The 14,943-nt window shown below is 42.5% G+C and carries 17 protein-coding genes, 1 tRNA gene and 1 pseudogene; 4 read left to right on the top strand and 15 right to left on the bottom strand.

Annotated elements, in window-relative coordinates:
* Positions 1–22 precede the first annotated feature (22 nt).
* Positions 23–400 carry a GxxExxY protein gene (locus RMY27_RS03270; RefSeq protein WP_322660378.1) on the top strand — a complete coding sequence of 126 codons (378 nt, stop codon included), beginning with the start codon at positions 23–25 and terminating at the stop codon, positions 398–400.
* 116 nt (positions 401–516) lie between these two features.
* On the opposite strand, the gene RMY27_RS03275 is transcribed toward RMY27_RS03270, so the two are convergent.
* The gene (locus RMY27_RS03275) at positions 517–831 is read right to left on the bottom strand and encodes a YkvA family protein (RefSeq protein WP_322660380.1); all 315 of its coding nucleotides are present in this window, start codon (positions 829–831) and stop codon (positions 517–519) included.
* 249 nt (positions 832–1,080) lie between these two features.
* Positions 1,081–2,802, bottom strand: coding sequence for a serine/threonine-protein kinase (locus RMY27_RS03280; RefSeq protein WP_322660381.1), 1,722 nt, complete (start codon positions 2,800–2,802; stop codon positions 1,081–1,083).
* Between RMY27_RS03280 and RMY27_RS03285 the strand changes: the two genes are divergently transcribed.
* Positions 2,716–3,066 (top strand): collagen-like protein, encoded by a 351-nt coding sequence (locus RMY27_RS03285; protein ID WP_322660459.1) that lies wholly within the window; start codon positions 2,716–2,718, stop codon positions 3,064–3,066. The genes RMY27_RS03280 and RMY27_RS03285 overlap by 87 nt on opposite strands.
* 53 nt (positions 3,067–3,119) lie before the next feature.
* Here RMY27_RS03285 and RMY27_RS03290 read toward each other — a convergent pair whose 3' ends face one another.
* Complete coding sequence (locus RMY27_RS03290; protein ID WP_322660453.1) at positions 3,120–3,968, bottom strand: alpha/beta hydrolase; 849 nt, start codon at positions 3,966–3,968, stop codon at positions 3,120–3,122.
* Positions 3,969–4,215: 247 nt separating this feature from the next.
* Between RMY27_RS03290 and RMY27_RS03295 the strand changes: the two genes are divergently transcribed.
* Positions 4,216–5,748, top strand: a complete 1,533-nt coding sequence (locus RMY27_RS03295; protein WP_322660382.1) for a SagB/ThcOx family dehydrogenase — start codon at positions 4,216–4,218, stop codon at positions 5,746–5,748.
* A gap of 87 nt (positions 5,749–5,835) precedes the next feature.
* Here the strand turns inward: RMY27_RS03295 and RMY27_RS03300 are convergent.
* From RMY27_RS03300 to RMY27_RS03335, 8 genes and pseudogenes are all read right to left on the bottom strand, one after another.
* Positions 5,836–6,028 (bottom strand): annotated as a pseudogene (locus RMY27_RS03300) (IS4 family transposase); the annotation flags it as partial.
* A gap of 437 nt (positions 6,029–6,465) precedes the next feature.
* Complete coding sequence (locus RMY27_RS03305; RefSeq protein WP_322660384.1) at positions 6,466–7,194, bottom strand: ABC transporter ATP-binding protein; 729 nt, start codon at positions 7,192–7,194, stop codon at positions 6,466–6,468.
* Positions 7,195–7,327: 133 nt separating this feature from the next.
* Positions 7,328–7,555, bottom strand: a complete 228-nt coding sequence (locus tag RMY27_RS03310; RefSeq protein ID WP_322660386.1) for a ferredoxin family protein — start codon at positions 7,553–7,555, stop codon at positions 7,328–7,330.
* 341 nt (positions 7,556–7,896) lie between these two features.
* Entirely contained in the window at positions 7,897–9,111 is a 1,215-nt protein-coding gene (locus RMY27_RS03315) for an ATP phosphoribosyltransferase regulatory subunit (protein WP_322660388.1), read from the bottom strand.
* Positions 9,111–10,061, bottom strand: coding sequence for a J domain-containing protein (locus RMY27_RS03320; RefSeq protein WP_322660390.1), 951 nt, complete (start codon positions 10,059–10,061; stop codon positions 9,111–9,113). The genes RMY27_RS03315 and RMY27_RS03320 overlap by 1 nt, the downstream gene beginning before the upstream one ends.
* Positions 10,062–10,135: 74 nt before the next feature.
* Positions 10,136–10,948, bottom strand: a complete 813-nt coding sequence (locus RMY27_RS03325; protein WP_322660391.1) for an inositol monophosphatase family protein — start codon at positions 10,946–10,948, stop codon at positions 10,136–10,138.
* An 84-nt stretch (positions 10,949–11,032) separates the two neighbouring features.
* On the bottom strand, positions 11,033–11,614 hold the full coding sequence (locus tag RMY27_RS03330) for a thermonuclease family protein (RefSeq protein WP_322660393.1): 582 nt from the start codon (positions 11,612–11,614) through the stop codon (positions 11,033–11,035).
* Complete coding sequence (locus RMY27_RS03335) at positions 11,604–11,972, bottom strand: 2Fe-2S iron-sulfur cluster-binding protein (RefSeq protein WP_322660395.1); 369 nt, start codon at positions 11,970–11,972, stop codon at positions 11,604–11,606. Before RMY27_RS03335 ends, RMY27_RS03330 begins: the two co-directional genes overlap by 11 nt.
* A 106-nt stretch (positions 11,973–12,078) precedes the next feature.
* Between RMY27_RS03335 and RMY27_RS03340 the strand changes: the two genes are divergently transcribed.
* Positions 12,079–12,165: transfer RNA gene (locus RMY27_RS03340), tRNA-Ser, on the top strand.
* Between the two features lie 779 nt (positions 12,166–12,944).
* Here the strand turns inward: RMY27_RS03340 and RMY27_RS03345 are convergent.
* The 4 genes from RMY27_RS03345 to RMY27_RS03360 form a co-directional block, all read right to left on the bottom strand.
* Complete coding sequence (locus tag RMY27_RS03345; RefSeq protein WP_322660397.1) at positions 12,945–13,268, bottom strand: hypothetical protein; 324 nt, start codon at positions 13,266–13,268, stop codon at positions 12,945–12,947.
* Positions 13,269–13,566: 298 nt separating this feature from the next.
* Positions 13,567–13,902, bottom strand: coding sequence for a hypothetical protein (locus RMY27_RS03350; protein WP_322660399.1), 336 nt, complete (start codon positions 13,900–13,902; stop codon positions 13,567–13,569).
* Positions 13,903–14,180: 278 nt separating this feature from the next.
* On the bottom strand, positions 14,181–14,513 hold the full coding sequence (locus tag RMY27_RS03355; protein ID WP_322639045.1) for a hypothetical protein: 333 nt from the start codon (positions 14,511–14,513) through the stop codon (positions 14,181–14,183).
* Positions 14,506–14,769, bottom strand: coding sequence for a hypothetical protein (locus RMY27_RS03360; protein ID WP_322660401.1), 264 nt, complete (start codon positions 14,767–14,769; stop codon positions 14,506–14,508). Before RMY27_RS03360 ends, RMY27_RS03355 begins: the two co-directional genes overlap by 8 nt.
* Positions 14,770–14,943 lie beyond the last annotated feature (174 nt).

Here is a 14,943-nt window from a genome sequence, read left to right on the forward strand (position 1 = left end):
GGCGCAAAGGGAAGCGCAGAGGATGAGAGAGAATGAGTTGAGTGGGTTGATTATTGGTTGTGCGATGAAAGTGCATACTGCTTTGGGGCCTGGTTTGTTGGAGTCGGCTTATGAGGAGTGCTGGGATTATGAGTTGAAGAAGGCCGGGTTGAATGTTGGTAAACAAATTCCACTGCCCTTAGTTTATCAAGAAGTGAAATTAGAATGCGTCTATCGATTAGATTTGATTGTCGAAAACCAAGTAATTGTAGAGATTAAATCTGTAGAATCCTTCCACTCAATTCACTCCGTTCAACTCCTAACCTATCTCAAACTAGCAAACTGCAAACTAGGTCTTCTCCTCAACTTTAACGTCCTCCACCTCAGAGAAGGCATCAAACGCGTAGCCAACAACCTCTAACTCCTCCTCTCACTCACTCTCATCCTCCGCGAACCTCCGCGCTTCCCTTTGCGCCCCTTTGCGTTGAAAAAAAATATCCCCCACCTAAGACTCCAAAAGCAGGGGTTTTATTAAAGCTACTTAACAGAAACAGCATCAACATCAATGGTGCTTCCACTAGAGGTAGAACCCTCAGTAGTATTAGGTGCTTCAGCACCCACCTCACCCTTACGAGCTTTCCAGCCTTCAATTACTAGCCCAGACACTTCACTAACTAGCAGAGTCAAAAGGAAAACATCATCAATCTGTCCCGCAACGGGTATAAAATCTGGGAGAATATCAAATGGGCTGACTAAATAAACCAACGTTCCTAAAATTACCCACCAACGGTATTTGGGGTTACGAAGCACACTGCGATACCAGGCGTAAAGTGATTGGATTGAAAATTTCATATTTTGAACCTCCAGTTATCTTTTATTTTGACAAATTATCCTAAAAACTCACGGTGCGAATAACCGTCCTAGTTAGTCTGGAAGACGCTACTAGTAATTTCTCAACAAAGACAAATCAGTAGGTAGCGGGTTCATCCCAAACAGGCGAAAGTTGTTTGTTTATAGGGCTGATTGATCACTTGGTGCTGATATCTCCTGTCCTAGCCATAAGAGATATGCCTCTGTACTGATTGTACTTTGCTAGAGATTTTATAAATTGCTCGGTATAGTCTTAAACTCCTGTGCAGATCCCAAAGAATAATCTTCTAATTTAAAATCAGCAAAAGGCTTCTTTTCTAACCTATTCCGTAATGCCTCGTCAAGAATGACACCTGATGATTCTCTTTTAACACCAATAATTATCACACTTGTCTGATATGTCGTTAAATCCTGATTTGCCTGACAATCACTGCGTTGAAATTGGCCCAAATTCAATAAGCGATAACTTTTGACACTTGGTGTATTAATAAATAATTTTTTAACCAAAAGTTGTATTTGTTTAGAACGTTCTAAAGCTACACGTTCTTGAACTGATCTATCGCCTTTACAAGAAGCTGTACCGACAGAGATAATCTCACTGGGAGATTCCATTATCTTCTCTATACCTTCTTGTTCTAAGTTCAACTTCAAAAGGTCAACACTAATAATTTCATCATTGTATTTAATTTGAAAATTGCTATCTAAAAGCCATTTATATTTTAGTGATAAAACTGCTATATTAAACTCAGCAATCCTTCCCTGACTATCCCTACCTTCTTGATAAGAAAAGTAATCAATATTACCTTTTCTCTCTGAATATTGTCTGTAATAAGAGGTTTCAAATAAATCTGATTTTCGCGTTGCTAAAGCCACTATACTAAGTAATGCTAATACTACTAGTAGAACTGCAAAAAATGCCAACGGTGGCACTTTTTCTGACTGCTTATTTGGAGGAAAGGAGTTATTATTAATATCTACAGGTAAATGTTCCAGGTTAGAAGCTTCTAAGATATTACTATTTATCGAAGTCGTATCTGTTAATTGAGTTTCGATTTCTTCTAGAGAATGCAAAATTTCTTGAGTATTGGCAGGACGTTTTTCTATATCTGACGCTGTTAGCCAATCAATTAAATTCAATAGTAAGGGTGAAATATGGGTAGCATGATTTTGCCAGTGCAATAAATTTTGCTGGACATCATACATCTCCAAAGGATGGTGTCCTGTCAGCAAAAATACAAAAGTGCGTCCCAAAGCAAAGAAATCTGACTGCGCTACTGCTTGACCATTCATTTGTTCTGGGGCGCTGTAGCCAGATGACATCAGTGCTGTCATCTTGTCGCCGTTGCTTAGTTGGTCTTGGTAGGTTTTATTAATTTCACTGGCGGTGCCAAAATCAATCAGTACTAGATTCCCCCAACCCTGCTCAAGGGGGGATCTAATCATGATGTTAGATGGCTTAATATCTCGATGTAGGTACTGTTTGCTATGTACTACATCTAAAATTTCTATCAATTGTCTTAACCAGTCTATGGCTTGTTCTTGGGATATGGGGCTATTTTGCTGCTGTAGCCACTGTTCTAAGTTGTAGCCATCGATTTTTTCCATTGCAATGCAATGCAACACTAAACCATTTCGGGTTTGATACTGGAAGTAACTATCTTCTTTGGGAATTCCGGGATGCTTGAATTGTCCCAACACTGTTACTTCTTGCTGAAATAGTTCTACTGCTTTGGCGTCGCCTGATAAATCCTCTTTGAGTATCTTGAGAATTTGGGGGGTATCTTGCTCGTATGCCTCATAAATTTTACTAAAACCTGTTTTGTCACTCAATAGGCACGTCACTCGATAACGCCCTAGCAATTCTAGATGGGAACCACAACTTTGACAAAAGCGGTTTTGATGATTATTCGGGTGATTTGGTTTAGGGCAAACAGGGTTGATACAAAGGCTCATGACAGGGGAGTGTGGAGTGGAGAAGCAGGGGAGCAGGGGAGCAGGGGAGCAGGGGAGCGGGGGAGCAGGGGAGCAGGGGAGCAGGGGAGCAGGGGAGAAATTGCAGTAAGTTTTCCCCTCTGCACCTCTGCCTCTTATGCCCAATACTTCTCTACGAGAGGCTGCGCCAACGGCTTCTCTACGAGACGCTGTTCGCGTTCGCGGCAGTTGAGCGCAGTCGAAACTCAGTACAAGTGCCCAATTCCTAATGCACAATTCCCCTAGACATCGCTCCTATTAATTCTTCTGTTGCTGTATGACTAATCCCGTCTAAATAATCATGAGATTTTTGATCTATGTTCTGCCAAGAAAGCTGCCACAGTTTGGTTAAATGCCTCTGGTTGTGTCAAAAACGGCCAATGATTGCCGGGAACTTGGCAGATACGTAAGTTTTGAAGATAAGTTTTGTAGGGTTGAATTTGCCAATTTTGACGGTTCAGTCCTTGTTTTGGCTGGACGAATAGAGCAGGGGTGTCAAGGGGAATTGTAAAACCCGGCACTTGCATTACTGCTTCAAAAATTCCGTTGCGGGCGGCTATGGTAAATTTGCTGCCCCAACTTCCATTGGGTTTTTGTTCTATTCCTGCTTGAAAGACTTGCTGCTGTAAGGAACTCCATCCTTGATATTGCTTTAATTGCCGTGCTTGTTGTTCCGCTTCTTCGTGGCTGACAAAAGGGCCCATGCTTTTAAGAAAAGGCAAGAAACGATATAACATTGGGAAAGTTACCCTGAAAAGACTGGGCATTTTCCAGATAAAAATCGGATCGACGAGAATTATACTCCGTAAACGCTTTGGGTTTTGTCTTGCCCAGATGGCGGCTAATTTTCCTGTCCATGAGTGACTTACAATATGGGCAAAAGTCCATCCAAGATTATCCATGAGTGCTTCAAGGTCTGCGATCGCACTCTCAAAGCTATAATCTATCTCTGGTTTACTACTTTGGCCATGTCCGCGCATATCTGGCGCAACTATGTGGTAATCCGCCGCCAAGTAATCTCCTAAACTAGACCATACCAGAGCATGATCGCCTAAGCCATGTAACAGCAGTAAAGGCTCCTGACCTTGATTCCATTCTAAATAAGAAACTTGGATATCAGGCTTTGATAAAGTTTGACGTACAGGCATCATTGCACATCCAGGCTTAGATAGTTTTGCGTTTATATGGTACTGCGAAAGAAGATGGGGAGCGGGGGAGTAGGGAGTGAGGGAGAAGAATTAATAACCAATGACAAATGACAAATGACAAATAACTAATTCAATTGTTACCGTTTACCACTTTATGACTCTGAGGATTGTACCAATTGACACGAAATAATGAGGCTAATGAATGCCAAGATCAAGAAAAGGATGCCCCAAGGATATTAAAAGTACTATGCCAGAATTACACCAATCAATTGCCCAGCATTATCACGAACGGACTAAATACAACCCTGAGACTCTCGCTTCCAAAAGTCAGCGATTAGACTGGACTAAACAGCCAGTGCCCTTTAAAGAGTACAAAATTGGCTCTACTTTTGATCTCAAACCCTATATCCAAGAAAAAGCAGAGGCTTATGCTAATAATCCAGATGCTCAATGGTGGCAAAGACTATCACGGCTATTGTTTCGCAGTTATGGATTGACGGCGAAAATGCCTTCTATGGGTAGTGCAGTGTATTTACGCGCTGCTCCGAGTGCAGGCGGACTATACCCTGCCGAGGTGTATGTGGTTTCCCGTGGTACGTTGTTATTGCCGCCTGGTCTATATAACTACCAGTGTCGAACTCATTCTCTCATGCATTATTGGGAAAGTGATGTTTGGCAAACTCTCCAAGCAGCTTGTTTTTGGCATCCTTCTTTAGAAAATACCCAATTAGCAATTATTGTGACTGCGGTTTTCTACCGTTCTGCGTGGCGCTATGAAGATCGGGCTTACCGTCGGATTTTTCTGGATACGGGACATCTGTTGGGCAATATCGAGTTAGCTGGTGCGGTTACTGATTATCGCCCTCATTTAATCGGCGGTTTTGTAGATGAATCAGTTAACGATCTGCTTTATGTCGATCCGCAACAAGAAGGTGCGATCGCTGTCTTACCTCTGGCAGACTTGTTAGATGTTAATCAAAATTTACCATTGGGATGTACTGCTTTACCTTCCGCTACTGAAACCAGTTATCCTCAAATCCCTGATGGCGAATTATTAACATATTTCCATCGACACACCCAGATCCAACCAGGTGTAACTGGTAATCTTAATCTACCAACTATTAAACAAGAAAAATCTTTAGAGGATAAATACAATTTTCCTTTCTGTTTAAAAATTCCCACCACCACCGTACCTATAAACTGGGGACAAAAACTATCAGAACTGGAAACCACTATGTATAAGCGACGCTCTACCCGCGCTTACAATGGTGATGATTTAAGCTTCGATGAATTGAAAAGTTTACTTGATTTTACTTACCAACCGCAAAATTACATCGACCAAAGCTTAGACATTTCTCCAGACTACTTCGATCTAAATTTAATCGAAACATTCATTGCTGTTTGCGGAGTCAAAGGACTGGAGGCGGGTTGTTACTATTACGCACCCAAAGCCCAAGAATTACGCCAAATCCGATTTAAAAACTTTCGGCGAGAGTTACATTTTCTCTGTTTAGGACAAGAATTAGGGCGGGATGCGGCAGCAGTGTTATTTCATACAGCCGATTTGAAAGCTGCGATCGCACAATATGGCGATCGCGTTTACCGTTACTTGCACATGGATGCCGGTCATTTGGGACAACGCCTGAATTTAGCGGCAATGCACCTGAATGTAGGTGTCAGTGGTATCGGTGGATTCTTTGACGATCAAGTAAATGAAGTTTTGGGTATTCCTGCTGATGAAGCTGTTTTATATATCACTACATTGGGACGCCCAAGATAAAAATAATCCCAGAGACGCGGAGAATCCAGAGAGTTTCTTTCTCTGTCCTTTACGTCTCTGTACAAGCTTACGGGGCTACAAAAAGGACTAGGATGCAGATAAAATTAGCCTCATCGCCCTTTGTTCTTGTTGGTAGTACTGGTGCTTGTTAGGACTTAGTAGCAATAATTCGGCAACTAACTCGTAGGAATCTTCCACATCCATATAATCCAATATAAAAACTGCTATGACGGCAAATAGTCCGTCCAGATTCTTTAATTCTACTAATGTATTTTTCTATACACGTACATTGATTTATGGTTGGGATCTAAATACCCATCCATGACGTAATTCAGAATTGCGTTAGCGCAGCGTTAGCGAGTCTGCGTACTCTTTCAGAGAAGCAAGCTACGCTTTTAGCGTCTCGTAGAGAGCGTCATTGCGAATTGCGAATGGGGATTTTGGTAAATCCGGGTAATTTACGTTTTAGTCAGTTTTTCCTGAATGAATGTCCTGTTTTGCCTCTCGACTAGCTGTAGATGTGATTAGAAACGGATTATTAGGGAGAATTCTTTGAGCATCGAAAACGACGGTCGCGGCAGTGGCAGGTAGTGTTATGGTTTTTGTATTAGTTATAGATAGCGTCGGCGCAGCCCAACCTAGTCATCGCTATAGACTGGTGAAGCTCCGATATTAAGCTGGTATTATGTTGAATGGGGCAAGAGTGATTTAAAAGGGTTAATGTCTCTTACCTGCTCCCAGATATAGCTCACCCACTTTCGGGTCATTCAACAATTCTTCACCAGGACCGGAGATCGCATCACGTCCCGATTCTAATACATATCCACGATTAGCCATCTCTAAAGCTTTACGGGCATTTTGTTCTACTAATACGATCGCAGTACCTGTCTGATTAATTTGTTTAATCTGCTCGAACACTTGTGTCACCAAAATCGGCGACAAAGCAGCAGATGGCTCATCTAAAATCAGCAAACCAGGTTCCAACATCAAAGCTTTGCCCATCGCTAGCATCTGGCGTTCTCCTCCAGAGAGAGTACCAGCGCGTTGACGACGGCGATCGCTTAGTCTAGGAAACATAGTAAATATTTTATCTTTAATTGGTTTCAGGGGAACGTTAAGCACAAAAGCACCCATCTCCAAATTCTCTTCAACACTGAGAGAGGGGAAAACATTGGCGATTTGCGGTACGTAGCACATTCCTCGTTGGACAATTTGATTGGACTTTAGCCCCACGATATTTTCACCTTTGAAGGTAATTGTGCCTGTGTGGGGGATCAAAAGCCCAAAAATTGCTTTTGCCAAAGTAGATTTACCTGCACCGTTGGGACCAATCACTGTCACCAATTCCCCTGGTGCAACCTGAAAGTTCACACCTTGCAGGATATCTACATCTTTGATGTATCCGGCGTGAACATTTTGAACATCTAGTAAATAGTCATTTGTCATTGGTCACTTGTACTGAGCGTTCGCGTAGCGTCTCGTAGAGAAGGCGTTGGCGCAGCCTCTCGTAGAAAAGTATTTGTCATTGGTCATTGGTCAACAGTCAAGTCAAGCATAACTATTGACTGTTGACTATGGACTATTGTGGGGTTTTTTGCAACTCTGGTCGTTCTTCTGGAAGAATTGCCCCTTCTACAGGGCAAACTTGGAGACAGATGCCACAGTCGATGCAAGTGGCAAAATCAATCCAGTACCAATCAGTTCCCTTGGTGTTTTTGCCTGGGCCATCATGAATACAAGCTACTGGACAGGCATCTACGCAGTCTGCAACGCCTTCACAGACTTCTGTAACAATTGTATGCGGCATGTTCTCGATTCCCTCTTTTCTGTATCGGCTATTTCTAGCCTAGCAGGGGAGCAGGGGAGCAGGGGAGCAGGGGAGCAGGGGAGCAGGGGAAAGTTCTTCTATAAGTTCTTTCCCCTCTACCCCTCTGCTGACAGGTGTAGGTTTTTTATTTGTGCATGAGTGGGTACTCTCAAACAGAGTTCTAAACGTGGTTCAAATAACGAAATTTCGTTCTTGGGTGGGAAATCAGAAATTAACATTTGAGTTCTCAACCAACGGAAAAACCCTATTTCAGCCACATTTGTTAAATACCTACACCTGTGAGCTACCCCTCTGCCCCTTTTGCCCAATGCCCAACTTACTTAACGCAATCGTTCTATTTTTGGTGAACTATCAGCTTTGATCCAGGCAATTTGGGCAATGCCGCGATCGCTTGCATATTGGCGAATCGCCTCTGCATCTCTTCCCCCCAAGTCAATTTCTACTCGCACCAAATCAGTAGAATCTCTGAGTTTTTGTGCGTAGACAAAGGCGGCGGCGTTAGCACTAGCTGTCTCTGGTACTACCAACCAGTTAGTTGCTGGAGTTTCTTGTGGTAATTGCTGAGTAGACAACAGAACTTGGTATAAATCTTCGATACTTAGTCCAAAACCAATTCCGGGAATGTTTTCTCCTTGAGGATGATATAGCCCCAAAAGCTGGTCATAGCGACCACCGCGCCCTAAAACTCTGGCTTGGGATTCGGTATCGTTGACAACCTCAAATACAATACCAGTGTAGTAGTCTATAGTTTGGATCAGGCTGAGGTCGAGGATTAACGGAAATTTTTTCTCTGATTCTAGTAATTCTACTAGGGATTTGAGGTTATTCACTGCCTCTCGCTGTTCTTCATCTAAATCCAAATTACTAACTTTTTGCAACACGTCTGCACTTGATCCACGCAAATCCATGATGATTTGGGCGCGATCGCGCAGTTTGTCACTTAGGGGTAAATTATCTATGGTAATGCGGTCAAGATGAGCGATCGCACTGCGAACTCGATCCTGTAAATTAGCAGGAAAGGCACTCAGGAGCGATCGGGTAATTCCCGCTTCACCCAAAATTAAATGCCATCCCTGCAAACCCAATGCTGCCAAACAATCTGCCACTAACAGCAGGACTTCCGCATTCGCCAACAATCCGCCAGTACCTAACAACTCCACCCCAGCTTGATAAAACTCTTGCTGGCGATTATGCCTACTTTCCCAAGTGCGACGAAACACATTGGCGTTGTAATACAACCGTTGTGGATAAGTGACACCAGCCATCCGAGTCACAACAGTACGAGCAATAGATGCTGTTAATTCTGGACGTAGCCCCAATTCATCATCTTCGCCATTTTGTTGTAGTTGAATCACCATCTGACGCTGGATTGCTTCCCCTGCCATCAGGGTATCCATCCGCTCTAAAGTCGAGGTGATAATCCTGTGATATCCCCAACGATGAAACACCTGCTGTAACCGATCTTCAATCCAGCGTTTTTTCTCCACATCCAAGGGCAATAAATCCCTGGCTCCCGCTGCTGGTTGATACACCATTATTTTTTCTTCCCACCAAACAAACCACCGAACAAACCACTACCAGATTTATCTGGTTGCTTATCTCCATTATTGGGGGATGAAGTCACCTTCTGATCGCTAGGTTGTTGTCCTAAAGCCTTATCTATTTTAGGTTTCCATTGCAGAGCCGTTTCGTCACTGGGATCTAATTTGAGAGCGTTGTCAAAGTGGATTTTGGCCATTTTTAGCTGATTTTGCTTCAAATACACCATTGCAATTAAGCTATGACAGCGACTATTCTTTGGTTCTAGCTTCAGGGCCTCTTGCAACTCTACTTTGGCTGGGGCAAATTGGTTTTTGTCAATCAAAGATTGAGCGCGACGAATATACTGTTCTACAATCAAGTCTTCTTTTGGTGGCGGTGGTGCTGCTGGTGTATTTTTTAGTGCATTTGGCTGAGGCGTACCTGATTGGACTTTGGGTTGAGCAGGTGGTGGCGCTGCGGATGCTTTACCTGCGCTCCGCATTAAATACACTAAATTCAACTCACTGGCTTGGGCAATGACTTGCAGTGCTTGTTCTAAAGAATCATATTGAGTTTGGGCTAGTTTTGCGATCGCAGTTTTATAAAAATGATCGACATTAGCTGCCTCAACTAACTGTTTAGCCAAGTCGGTGTTTAGAGTTACCGAAGTAGACTCTTGTACCAGACGCTTGCCAATTTGCGACAAAATTAGAATATATTCAGTGCGAGTGCGATCGCTAGCAAGTTTTTCGTAAGCTGGGTTAACTAGCTTTGATAACAATTCGTTACCGAGATGTTTTTGAGCAGCAGTTTCAGTAAGACTACTGTCTGGGTGCAAACGACGAGCAACTTGGAGATAGCGTTTGCGAATCTCTTTGACATCGGCATCAACTGGAACGCACAGCACTGCGTGATGATCTATGAAATCATATTTAAATAGTCCACGATCTATTTTGAAAGACATATAGAGTTTTTGCACCAAAGGAGCAGTTAGATTGCTTTTAGTGTACCCAAAGTCGTAGAGAAAGCCCCCATTTGCTACACCCAAGCTGACAGTGGTGGAACCCGTAAAAGTTCGTGACTGAGGGAGTCGTGAATATAACTATTTGTAGCAAGAATTCTACCAGACTCAATTTTGACAGTAGTGCCATCGTAGGCGGTGATTTTGCCCCCGGCTTCTTGTACCAAAATTATCCCAGCAGCAATATCCCAAGGAGAAAGTCCCCGTTCCCAGTAACCATCGACACGTCCACAGGCAACATAAGCCAAATCTAGCGATGCCGAACCGCTACGTCTAACTCCTTGGGTAAGATGGGTGAGATGACTAAATTCAGCATAGTTATTATCAGAAGTTTCGCGGCGATCGTAGGCAAATCCTGTTACTAGTAGGCTTTTATTTAGTTCAGATGTTACTGAAACCTTGATAGGCTGACGGTTACGCGTTGCCCCTAAGCCAGCAGCAGCCCGGAATAGCTCATTGTGAAATGGGTCATAAATTACACCAACTTGGGGAACGCCATTAATTAACAGCCCGATGGAAACGGCGAAAAAAGGGTATTGATGAGCGTAATTGGTTGTGCCATCGAGAGGATCTATTGCCCAGAGGTACTCATTCTGTTGATTACCTAATTTCCCTGATTCTTCAGCGAGGATGGAGTGCTGGGGAAAGTGGCAACGCAAAATTTCTAAAATCAACTCTTCTGAAGCTTTATCAGCAGCCGTAACTAAATCACCAGGGCGTCCTTTTTCAATAATTGCGTCTTCTAACTTACCCAAGTAACCTTGCAAAATAGCGCCAGCAGCTAAGGCGGCTTCTGTAGCAATATCTAGAAAAATTTGTAGATTTGTCATTTGTCATTTGTCATTGGGCATTGGTTATTAATTCTTCTACTTCACTTCCTCACTCAGCACTCAGCACTCAGCACTCAGCACTAATTAAAGATTTTGGCGGCGAAACTCGGCGGGAGTGAGGCGCATGGGTTTTTCTGGGTTCCAGATTCCTTGCCCCATGAGTCTAGCCCATTGTTGGGCACGTTCTAAACGCAGGTCATACTTATGGTTAGGCGATCGCCCTACAAACATTGCATTCCCTTGTTTAACTAACTCTTCATTCAATAACACCTTATTTTTCCACACATAAGCTAGAGTTCGCCCAATTTTGTCTTTCGCTTCTAAATCAAACTCCAGCGTTACCGATTGTTCTACACCACCAATTAGATTCTCTAACTGTTCTTTTGCTGCTTCCCCCCAAGGGCGCTGTCGCAAATCTGGTGCATCAACACCCACTAACCGCACTTGGGAAATCAAATTTGGTTGTTCAGCCATGCCCAAAACTTCCAAACTTTGCCCACTAACTACCCGTGCTACTTTCACCTGGGCTTCATTGTTCGGCAGCTGGTTTTTGCCTTGGCAACTCACCAAGAGCAATAAAAAAGCCAAAATTGCTATTTTTCGCACCCACTCACCAAGGCGCACAGGCATCAGAAATTGGGTGATTTTGAATTGTTTATTCTTCATCTAAGGGTAAACCTGCTTTAACTCTCCCCTTAGCAAAATAGCGTCCAAACTGGAGTTCGTAGACTTCATCTTCGTCTTGCGTCTCCACTTCCAAGTCAGAACGGGGGTAACTCACACACAACAAGGCATAACCTTGCCGACGTAAATCTGGCGACAAGCCGATCGCCTCTGGTTGGTAAATTTCTCCTGATAAAACTCTCACAGCACAAGCGGTGCAAGCCCCGTTGCGGCAGGAAAACGGTAGTTCCACCCCTTGTTTTTCGCCAGTGTGTAGGATGTAGCGGTCTTCTGGCACTTGTAGGGTGTATGTTTTGCCAGTGGCGCGATCGCGAACTTTAATTGTGTATGTACGGGACATCTGGATTTGCTTTATGGGATTAGGACTATCAGATTCAATCTAGAATATCTTTCTTTATCTTTGCATTTTCTGGGATTCTATAGTATGATCGTAACTTGTGACACCTGGAGAGGTGGCCGAGTGGTTTAAGGCGCAGACCTGGAAAGTCTGTAATGGGGTGACTTATTCGGGGGTTCGAATCCCCCCCTCTCCGTTGATAAGTAATCATGGTAAGGCTTTCGGGCTTTACCCTTTACTAATTTACCGTTTTATGCAGGTAAAAATGGTTTAGTGAAATGGTTTAGTTGGTTTAGTAAATTGGTTGAGTCCATAGCACTAAGTACTATTGCTTGTACTACTGTGAATCATAAGTAACTATCATCTGTTTTGGAAAATACTTTAACTTTTACTTATAACTGATAATTGATAAGATAATTCCCAGCGATCGCCACGATTGCAATAATTTGCACTTATTATTCACTTATGAATATCGTTACCAAGTATCTTGAAGCAGTAGGATATGCCCATAAAAAACGGATGCCATCTTAGATGACACCCGCGATACTATCCAAGATGACATCCTATGGTGTTATCTTTTTTTTAAGGGGTATACACGCGTCTGACATTAACCAAATATCTATTCTCTATGAGCAAGAAAACAACAATCCAAACCTTGCGTAAGTGAGCAAACTTTAACACCTAGCGCCAAAATCACCTTTAGGGTACTTGCACCAAGTCAACGGCATATGTTTTGATGCTTAAGTGTGTTCATGGTCAATCACGGCATCCACAGACAGGGATTTACTCGCGCTAGATCAAAAGCCGGGTAATGATAAACTTAAGAGTTGCTTTTCAGCCGCGAGTTAAAAACCCCAAAAACGTAGAGCCATACAGCCTCCAGCAGAAAAAATTATTCTAGAACCTTAAGGTATTAGAAAAACATTTTCTGCTAGCGAGTGGCTAACTCACGACAAACCGATTAACCCTTGACCCTCAATCGGGTAAGTTGCCAAGAAAGATTGCTTTCCACTGTTCCACTGTTACGTGTGGATAACGTAGCGCCCACTCTTTCGCTCTTAACTCAAGCTCTATCACGTGGTCATTGTCATCTTGGATATGTGGTCTTGGGTATGCCATAGAAAGGGTGTCATCTTGGGTGTTATCGGCGGTGTTATCGCGGGTAGCATCGAAGGTAACACCCATTTTGCAGGGGTCGTTAGCGTACTCTATATTCAAGGGTTCCTCATCTGGTAAACTCATAGGAACTTGTCTTAATACTGCACTTATTAATGACTGTGCATAGTCTTCAGCCCACATAGGATCTATTTTGCAACACACAAGCTTTTGTCCATCCCAAGTTAAAGACAGTAAGCTGTATTCATCACATATTTCTCTTATCCAGCAGTTCAATGAACCTAAGCAAAAAATGAAAGTAATAGGTCTGTAAAACTGTACGATATTGTTTTTCATTGTTAGTATTATTGTTGTTGTCAGAATGAATATTATTAGCACTGGTTTTTAGTGCATAGGACTCTCTCGTTAGTTTGCAGCTATTGAGAGAGTCTTGTTATTTTCGATGCCACTAAGTCACATCTGTGTGGTCAACAGAAGAGGTTCATCTATTGGCACACCACTTAATCACAGCTTCCCAGAATGCTTTACTTCCACCACGAACGCTTAAGTCTCTATCACATTGAAGATTAAATGCGTTATGTTCTGAAATCCTATCTCTTATATCAGATGGCTTAAAGTTTCTCTCCACTTCTTCAATAGTGTGGCAGGGTAAAAACGCTAATCTGAATACTTGCAATGCTTGCTCTCTCAGTGCGAGATTTTTACTACAAACAGTTTTTTCAGTGGTTGGTGCAACATAGGTAAAATCATTTACCGTCTGCTTCTCATCACATTCCTGACTTGATGCCACATCATAGGCAGTATTGTTGCAATACATCGACGCGTAGTCGCAAGCGGCAGGTAATCCACTTGTGATACTAGAGTTTAGAAAGTTGCTAGTGCTTCTGAATGGTGATGCTATCATGGTATTGATTATTAGACATTTTTATTTTGTTTTCCCCTTGATAGCTGGTAACTACCAAAGGGAAATTCAAGTTAATGGACTAGACAAAAACAATCATTTACGAGACTTACTAGGATTACGATTCCTCAGTAGGTCTTTCTTTTAATGGATGCAAACTTACATACATCAATCGATTCATAACGAACTGTTTTTCATGGAACTGGTAAGCGCGATTCATCATCCTGAGTGTTTTCTTGTTTGTCTGCGTAAATGTTGGCTGTATCAATCCCTAACCTATTTAGAAGGAATCTAAGCACTGAAACAAGTTTACGGGCTTGCTCATAGCGTGGTGATGTAATCTTCTCTTCACAAGTTCTTTCCCATATATCAACCTCTTTCTCTAAGTCAATTAAAAGTAGGTAGATGTCATCTAATTTGTCAGCAATAGAGATTGGGACGTATTTTTGCATTACCTCTCCTGCATACTTCTTCTTTCTACCTGAACCTGGCTTTCTTGTGCCTGTTTTCGGAACACCTCTAGGCATTGTTTTCTTCCTTCTCGTATGCGAATAAATGTCGGTCTGGGTCGTGTCCGTTATCAATGCTTGTTTGTACTGCTTCAATCCGATTTTTCAGTGCTTTATAGCGCTCATCAAGTTCGGTAAAGTTTTCAATTATTGTTTGAGGTGTTACCTCTTCATCCGTTAAGCCCATAACGAGAGCGACAAGCCTTGTGGACTCAATACTCAATTGGAGTGCTTGAGACTGAATAGTTTTAAATTTGTACCCTGGTGAGTTCATAACTTTCTCTCGGTGACAGTAGTTTCAAGTGACAGTGGTTTATACCCAACAGTAACAGCGCTATGGAAGTGATGAATCTCTAAATCCCTTGCTGTGCTTGATATATATCATTTATAACAGACAAATAAAAAACGTCAACTATTTATCTGTTATAAATAAAAGACAAGCCACAAC

Origin of the sequence: Nostoc sp. DedQUE09 (assembly GCF_034530915.1) — a bacterium.
Lineage (GTDB): Bacteria > Cyanobacteriota > Cyanobacteriia > Cyanobacteriales > Nostocaceae > Nostoc.